Below are 7463 nucleotides of genomic sequence, written 5' to 3'. Positions count from 1 at the left end.
AGGACGGCCCGCTCGGCGGGGTTGGGGGCCCCGCAAAACAACCCGGGCCGCGGGGCGACCGCCGCCGCGCGGGCCGGGCGCCGGGCCAGGAGTCCCGCCGCGAGGGCCGCGAGCAGCGCCGCGGTGACCCAGCCGAGCCCGCTGCCGGCCAGCGGCAGGCCCGTCCCCCCGGAGGCCCGGACGACGAGCAGGACGGCGGCCACGCCGAGGGCGGTGCCCAGCTGCGCGGCGGTGTTGACCGCTCCGGCCGCCGTCCCCTGGAGCTCCGGGCCGACGTCGGTCCCCAGCGACGTCGCGGCCACCGAGGACAGCCCGATGCCCAGCCCCGCGACGGCGACCGCGGCCGACACCACCCACGTGCCCAGGCCCGCGCCGAGCAGCGCCGTGTCACCGGCGGCGATGACCGCGAGCCCCGCCGCGGCGGTGACCCGCGCCGAGGTCCGCCGCAGCACCCGCGCGGCCAGGCCCGCGCCGGCGACGACGCAGAGGCTGAACGGCACCAGGGCCAGTCCCGCGGCGGTCGCGCCGAGGCCGCCGGCGTCCTGCAGGTGCAGCGTCGCGACGGTGACCGACGAGCTGGTGGTCGCCGTGTTGGCCGCCGAGGCGAGCACGCCGCGGCGCAGGCGGGGGTGCCCCACGGCGGCGCGCGGCAGCAGCGGGTCGGGCGAGCGCCGCTCGACCGCGGGCAGGCACGCGGCGGCGGCGAGCCCGGCGAGCAACAGCGCGACGCCGGCGGTCCGGTGCGCGCCGTCCTCGACCAGCGACGCGCCGGCCACGACCGTCGCCACCGCGGCCGTGAGCACCCCGGCGCCGGCCAGGTCGAGCGTCCCCCGCGTCCGCCGCGGGGTCGGCGGCGCCGTGCGGCCCACCGCCGCCAGGAGCAGCGCGGCCAGCGGCACCTGCACCCAGAACAGCACGCGCCAGCCGGCCAGGTCGGTGAGCACGCCGCCGAGCACGAGCCCGCTCGCGCCGGCGGCCGCGCCGGTCGCGCTCCAGGCGGCCAGCGCCCGCCGCCGCGCGCCGCCCTCCTCGGTCGCGGCGGTCAGCAGGCGCAGCGCGGTCGGCACGGAGAGGGCGGCCGCAGCCCCCAGGGCGCCGCGCGCCACCACCAGCACCCCGGCCGACGGCGCGACCGCGGCCAGCAGCGACGCCGCGCCGAAGCCGGCCAGCCCGGCCCCCAGGACCCGCGCGTGACCGAACCGGTCGCCCAGGCGCGCGGCCGGCATGAGCAGCGCCCCGAACAGGACGGCGTAGACGGTCACCACCGGCGCGGCCGCCGACGGCGGTGCGCCGAGGTCGGCCAGCACCGTGGGCAGCGCCGCGACCACCAGCGTGGTGCCGAGGACGTCGACGAACTGCACCGCGCACAGGGTCGGGACCGCTGCCGGACCTGCCATGCCGGGACGGGTACCCGCTTCTTCATCGATGAAGCACGGGGTGGCGCCGCGTCGTCCCGGAGGAAGCGGGACCGCCCGGTGCCGCGAAGCCCACAGGAGCGCCGCCCGCCCCTAACCTGCGCCGCGTGAGCCGAGACCGTCCCGAGCACGGCGGCCCCCCGGGCCGGCCGATCCCCCCGCGGCTGGACCCGCGCGCCGGCCGACCGCCGCGCGACCGCGGCGCCGGTGCCGGCCGGGCCGGCGGCGACCGCGGGACCCCGACGACGCGCCGGCGCTCCTCCCGGGGCGCCGTCGCGGCCCGCGTCGTCGCCGCCGTCGTGTCGGTGGTGGTGCTGGCCGGCAGCGGGTGGGGCTGGTACCTGGGCCGGCTGGCCGACGCGACGGTCAGCCGCACCGACGCGATCCCGGCCGACGGCAACTCCGAGTCCGGTGGCATGCCCGAGGCGATGAACCTGCTGCTGGTCGGCAACGACAGCCGCGCCGACCTCACGCCCGAGCAGCTCGCCGAGCTCGACGCCGGGGTCGACTCCGGCACGAACACCGACACGATGATCCTGGTGCACGTGCCGGCCGACGGGTCGGGCGCCTCGTTCGTCTCCTTCCCGCGCGACTCCTGGGTGGAGATCCCCGGCCACGGGACGGACAAGCTCAACGCCGCCTACGCCTACGGCGCCGCGGAGGTCGACGACGCCGCTCCCGAGAGCGAGAAGCAGGCCGCCGGCGCGCAGCTGCTGATCCGGACGATCAACCAGCTGTCGGGGCTGCGGATCGACCACTACGCCGAGGTCGACCTCCTCGGCTTCTTCGAGCTCACCAGCGTCGTCGGCGGCGTCGAGGTCAACCTCTGCCACGCGGTCGACGACTCGCAGTACTCCGGCGCGGTGTTCCCCGCCGGGAAGCAGACGATCTCCGGCGCCGACGCGCTGCGGTTCGTCCGCCAGCGCCACGGCGTCCGCCCGGACGGCTCCCTCGCCCTCCCCCGCGGCGACCTGGACCGGATCGTCCGCCAGCAGGTCTTCATCGGGGGGGTGCTCCGCAAGATCCTCTCCCAGGACGTGCTGCTGGACCTCGGCAAGCAGCGGGAGCTGATCCGGGCGGCGTCGGAGTCGCTGACCATCGACGAGGACCTCGACCTGCTCGACCTCGCCCAGCAGATGCAGTCGGTGACGGCCGGGGACATCGAGTTCCGGACGATCCCCGTCGCCGACCCGAACGCGAAGAACGACGAGGGCTCCTCGATCGTGGAGCTGGCCGACGAGGACACGCTGCACGCGTTCTTCGCGGGCCTGTCCGCCGAGCCCGAGGCGCCCGCGTCGGAGGCCCCGGCACCACCGGCGACGGTCGACCCGTCGGAGGTCTCGGTCGCGGTCTACAACGGCTCCGGCGTCTCCGGGATCGCCGCGGAGGCCACAGCCGACCTGGAGGCCGCGGGCTTCCCGGTGGTCAGCACCGGCAACGCCGACAGCAGCGACCACGAGCAGACGACGATCCGGCACGCCGCCGGCGACGAGGCGCTGGCCGCCACCCTCGCCGCGCAGGTCCCGGGAGCGGTCCCCGAGGTCGCCGACGACGCCACCTCCGGCACCGTCCAGCTGATCCTGGGCTCGGACTTCACCGGCATCGGCCAGGCGACCACCCCGCCCGCGGACACCGGCGATCCGGCCGCACCGACCGAGGAGCCGCGCACCGCCGCCGACACCGGCTGCATCAACTAGCCGGAGGACCCTCCCGCCCCCACCGGGGGAGCCCACCGCCCTCCCCACCCTCCGCGGACCCGGGTGGTGGCCGGGACGGTGCCCCCGGACGCGTACCGTCGTCCCCACGGGCCGGGCCGAGTCAGCGGTCCGGCGGCACCCTCCCTCTCGACGCGTCGGCGGGCGAGGAGGCTGAGATGACTGCCCACCCCGAGGACGTCCGGCCGCTCCCCGGATCCATCACGGTCCGGGAGGAGGGCGGCAGCCGGGTGCTGTGCCTGCGCGGCGAGCTGGACACCGCGGTCGGCACGCGGTTCAAGCAGCGCCAGGGCCGGGCCCCGCTGCTGGTCGACGTCATCGACGCCGCCGGGGTGTCCTTCATCAGCTCGACCGCCCTCAGCGTCCTGGCCCGGTGCGTCGAGGCGTCCCACGCCGTGGGCCGGCGACCGGTGCTGCGCGCGGCGTCGCCCGTCGTGGAGCGCATCCTGCAGCTCAGCGGGCTGCAGGACGACTTCGACCGCCCGCCCGCCACCTCCGGTCGCGCCGAGACGCCGGGCTGACCGCCGGACGGCGGACCCCGGGCGGGGAGCCCCCGCAGAATGGCCGCGTGCCCGCCGACCGCGCCCGCCCGGTGACCCTGCGGGACGTGGCCGCCGAGGTCGGGGTCTCGGCCAAGACGGTGTCCAACGCCTTCTCCCGGCCCGACCAGCTCTCCACGGCGCTGCGCGAGCGCGTGCTGGCCGCCGCCCGCCGGCTCGGCTACCCGGGACCCAACCCGCTGGCCGCGGGCCTGCGCCGCGGCCGGGTGGGCGCCGTCGGCGTCGCCTACGACAACGGGCTGTCCTACGCCTTCGACGACCCGGTGGCGGTCGCGCTGCTGGCCGGGGTCACCGAGGTCGCCGAGCCCGCCGGGTCGGGCCTGCTGCTGGTCCCGGGCTCGACCGACCCCGCCCGGCGCCTGGCCGCGGTGACCGACGCCGTCGTCGACGGGCTGGTCGTCTCCTCGGTCGGCGACGAGGACCCGCTGCTGGCGGCGGCGATCGCCCGCGGGCTGCCGCTGGCCGTCGTCGACCAGCCCCGCCCCGACCGGCTGGCCGCCCTCGGGGCCCCGGCGACGCCGTGGGTGGGCGTCGACGACCGCGCCGCCGCGGCCGCCGTCGCCCGGCACCTGCTCGGCCTCGGGCACCGCCGGCTCGCCGTCGTCTCGTTCGGCATGCACGGCGACCCGATCGCCCCCAGGCTGGTCGACGTCGCCACCCAGGAGGCGGCCACCTACGCCGTCACCCGCGACCGGCTGGCCGGCTACCGCGACGCGGCGGAGCGGGCCGGGCTGGACTGGGCCGCCGTCCCGGTGTTCCACGGCGGGGACAGCACGCCGGAGGTCGGGGAGGCCGGTGCCGACGCCGTCCTCGCCACCGACCCGCGGCCGACGGCGCTGCTGTGCCTGAGCGACCGGCTGGCCGAGGGCGCCCTGCGCGCGGCGGCCCGCCGCGGGCTGCGCGTGCCGGAGGACCTGTCCGTCGCCGGCTTCGACGACGCGACGACGGCGGCCGGTCTCGGCCTGACCACCGTGCGCCAGCCGACCCGGGAGAAGGGGCGGGCGGCCGGGCAGGCCCTGCTGGACCTGCTCGCCGGCCGGCCCGCCCCGCCGCCGCGCACCCTGCCCGCCGACCTGGTGGTGCGGACCTCGACCGGCCCGGCCGGCTAGCGGCCGCGCCAGACCGGCGCGCGGCGCTCGGCGAACGCGGTCGCGCCCTCGCGGGCGTCCTCGGAGGAGAACACCGGCTCGATCAGCTCCTGCTGCCTCGCCCAGCCCTCCTCGGCGGTCCAGTCGGCGGTGCCGCGGGCGATCTCCTTGGTGGCGGCGACCGCGAGCGGGCCGTTGGCGGCGATGACGCCGGCCAGCTCGACGGCGGCCTCCAGCGCCCCGCCCTCGGCGACCACCCGGTTGACCAGCCCGACCACGGCCGCCCGCTCGGCGTCGATCGGCTGCCCGGTCAGCAGCATCTCCATGGCCACCGCCTGCGGGATGCGCCGCGGGAGGAACAGCGCGGCGCCGGCGGCGGCCACCAGCGAGCGGGTCACCTCGGGCACGCCGAAGCGCGCCGAGGCCCCGGCGACGACGAGGTCGCAGGCGAGCACCAGCTCGAACCCGCCGGCCAGCGCCCACCCCTCGACGGCCGCGACCAGCGGCTTGCGCGGCGGCGTCTGGGTGATCCCGCACAGCCCGCGGCCCTCGATCGCCGGCCGCTCGCCGCGCAGGAACGCCTTGAGGTCCATGCCTGCGGAGAAGGTCCCGCCGGCGCCGGTGAGCACGCCGGCGCGCAGGTCGACGTCGGCGTCCAGCTCGTCGACGGCCGCGGCGACGCCGCGGGCCACCGCGCCGTCGAGCGCGTTCTTCGCCTCGGGCCGGTTGATCGTGACGACCTGGACGGCGCCGCGGCGCTCCACGAGCACGGGTTCGGTCACGGTCCCTCCTCCTCCGCGGCGCACCGCGGCTCGTGCGCTCCCGTCATCGGGGGCGCGACCACTCCTCCAGGACGGCGGCGGCGTCGGCCGGGCCGGGGCTCACCGGCGCGGCGGGGCCGGCCGGGGTGCGCGAGAAGCGCGGCGCGGGGGCGGCCTGCCGCACGCCGTCGACCTCGACGAGCGTGCCGCGGGCGGCCAGGTGCGGGTGCGCGGCCGCCTCGTCCGCGGTGAGCACCGGGGTGACGCAGGCGTCGGTGCCGTCGAAGACGCGCTCCCAGTGCTCCCGCGGGTGCGCGGCGAACGCGGCGGTGAACAGCTCGCGCAGGCGGGGCCAGCCGCGCGGGTCGGTCTGCGCGGGCAGGTCGTCGCCGGCCAGCCCGAGCCCCTCCAGCAGCGCCGCGTAGAACTGCGGCTCCAGCGCGCCGACGGCGACGAACCGGCCGTCGGCGCAGGCGTAGACGTCGTAGTAGGGCGCGCCGCCGTCGAGGACGTTGGTGCCCGGCCGGTCCGACCAGAGCCCCGTGCCGCGCATCGACCACAGCATCTGGGAGATCAGCGCGACGCCGTCGACCATCGCGGCGTCGACCACCTGCCCGCGGCCCGAGCGGGACCGCTCGTGCAGCGCGGCGAGGATGCCGACCAGCACCAGCATGGAGCCGCCGCCGTAGTCGGCGACGAGGTTCAGCGGCGGCCGCGGCACCTGCCCGGGCCGGCCGAGCGCGGCCAGCGTGCCGGTCAGCCCGAGGTAGTTGACGTCGTGGCCCACCCGGTCGGCCCACGGCCCGTCCTGGCCCCAGCCGGTCATCCGTGCGTAGACCAGCCCGGGGTTGCGCTCGAGGCACACGTCGGGGCCGAGCCCCAGCCGCTCGGCGACGCCGGGCCGGAAGACGTCGAGGAACACGTCGGCGTGCCCCGCCAGGCCGAGCACGAGGTCGCGTCCCTCGGGCGCCTTGACGTCGACGCCGAGCGAGCGCCGGCCGCGCATGACGACGTCGGGGGCGGCGCCCCCGAGGGACAGGCCGCCGGAGGGCCGCTCCACCCGGACGACGTCGGCTCCGAGGTCGGCCAGCACCATCGCGGCGTGCGGGCCGGGCCCGATGCCGCCGAGCTCGACCACCCGCAGCCCGGTCAGCGGGCCGCTCCCCCCGCTCACGCCGCGGCCCGCAGGTGCCGGTCCAGGAAGCGCAGGATGCGCGCCCAGGCGTCCTCGGCCGAGGGGCCGTGGTAGCCGACGCCGAGCACCTTCTCCAGCGCCGTGAACGGTCCGAGGTCGTGCCGGTTGAGGAACGAGTGCCCGGCGTCCGGGTACTCCTTCACGTCGTGCTCGACGCCCAGGTCGGTGAGCACCCGGCCCAGCCGGCCGGCCGCGCCGCGCAGCACGAGGTCGCGGCCGCCGAAGCTGGCCACCACCGGGCAGGCCCCCGCGAGCACCTGCTCGGCGTCCTTCGGCAGGGGGCCGTAGTTGGGCGCGGCGACGTCGAAGCCGCGGGTGGCGCCGAACAGGGCGAACTTCCCGCCCATGCAGAACCCGAGGACCCCGATCCGGCCGGTGCAGTCGTCGCGGTCGGCGAGGAGGCGGCGGGCCGCCTCGAGGTCGCCGAAGGCCGGGCCCTCGCCCCGGCTCAGCGACCGGAACGTCGAGCGCAGGCAGCGCACCGCGCCGCCGGCGGTGAACAGGTCGGGGGCGACGGCGAGGTAGCCGGCGGCGGCCAGCCGGTCGGCGTGCCGGCGGACGTCGTCGGTGAGGCCGAAGACCTCGTGCACGACCACGACGCCGGGCCAGGGCCCCTCCCCCACCGGCGGCACGGCGAGGTGGGCGGACAGCTCCGGGGCGCTCGCGGCACCGGGGATCACGGTGGTGGGCAGGGCGGCCTCCCGGGGTCGCAGCGGCAGCGCGGGCGCC

At 78.3% G+C, this 7463-nt stretch carries 7 protein-coding genes; 3 read left to right on the top strand and 4 right to left on the bottom strand.

Features of this window, described 5'->3' with window-relative positions:
* Positions 1 to 1397, bottom strand: a 1397-nt coding sequence (locus ACI8AK_RS22780; RefSeq protein WP_456958138.1) for an MFS transporter, incomplete at its 3' end; no start/stop codon positions are given.
* Between the two features lie 125 nt (positions 1398 to 1522).
* On the opposite strand from ACI8AK_RS22780, the gene ACI8AK_RS22775 reads away from it, so the two are divergent.
* The 3 genes from ACI8AK_RS22775 (at position 1523) to ACI8AK_RS22765 (ending at position 4799) form a co-directional block, all read left to right on the top strand.
* Positions 1523 to 3112 carry an LCP family protein gene (locus ACI8AK_RS22775; protein ID WP_456958136.1) on the top strand — a complete coding sequence of 530 codons (1590 nt, stop codon included), beginning with the start codon at positions 1523 to 1525 and terminating at the stop codon, positions 3110 to 3112.
* Positions 3113 to 3288: 176 nt separating this feature from the next.
* The gene (locus tag ACI8AK_RS22770; RefSeq protein WP_387993844.1) at positions 3289 to 3651 is read left to right on the top strand and encodes an STAS domain-containing protein; all 363 of its coding nucleotides are present in this window, start codon (positions 3289 to 3291) and stop codon (positions 3649 to 3651) included.
* Positions 3652 to 3698: 47 nt separating this feature from the next.
* Positions 3699 to 4799, top strand: a complete 1101-nt coding sequence (locus tag ACI8AK_RS22765) for a LacI family DNA-binding transcriptional regulator (RefSeq protein ID WP_456958134.1) — start codon at positions 3699 to 3701, stop codon at positions 4797 to 4799.
* Here ACI8AK_RS22765 and ACI8AK_RS22760 read toward each other — a convergent pair.
* The 3 genes from ACI8AK_RS22760 to ACI8AK_RS22750 are packed head-to-tail and all read right to left on the bottom strand — an operon-like array spanning position 4796 to position 7414.
* Positions 4796 to 5560, bottom strand: a complete 765-nt coding sequence (locus ACI8AK_RS22760; protein WP_456958132.1) for a crotonase/enoyl-CoA hydratase family protein — start codon at positions 5558 to 5560, stop codon at positions 4796 to 4798. The two genes, ACI8AK_RS22765 and ACI8AK_RS22760, sit on opposite strands and share 4 nt — an antisense overlap.
* A gap of 43 nt (positions 5561 to 5603) precedes the next feature.
* A complete protein-coding gene (locus ACI8AK_RS22755) occupies positions 5604 to 6713 on the bottom strand; it encodes a CaiB/BaiF CoA transferase family protein (RefSeq protein ID WP_387993835.1) in 1110 nt (369 codons plus the stop codon).
* Entirely contained in the window at positions 6710 to 7414 is a 705-nt protein-coding gene (locus tag ACI8AK_RS22750) for a dienelactone hydrolase family protein (RefSeq protein ID WP_456958131.1), read from the bottom strand. Before ACI8AK_RS22750 ends, ACI8AK_RS22755 begins: the two co-directional genes overlap by 4 nt.
* Positions 7415 to 7463: the final 49 nt, after the last annotated feature.

Source organism: Geodermatophilus sp. SYSU D00867, assembly GCF_054050315.1.
This window is presented reverse-complemented; position numbering and strand designations above follow the sequence as displayed.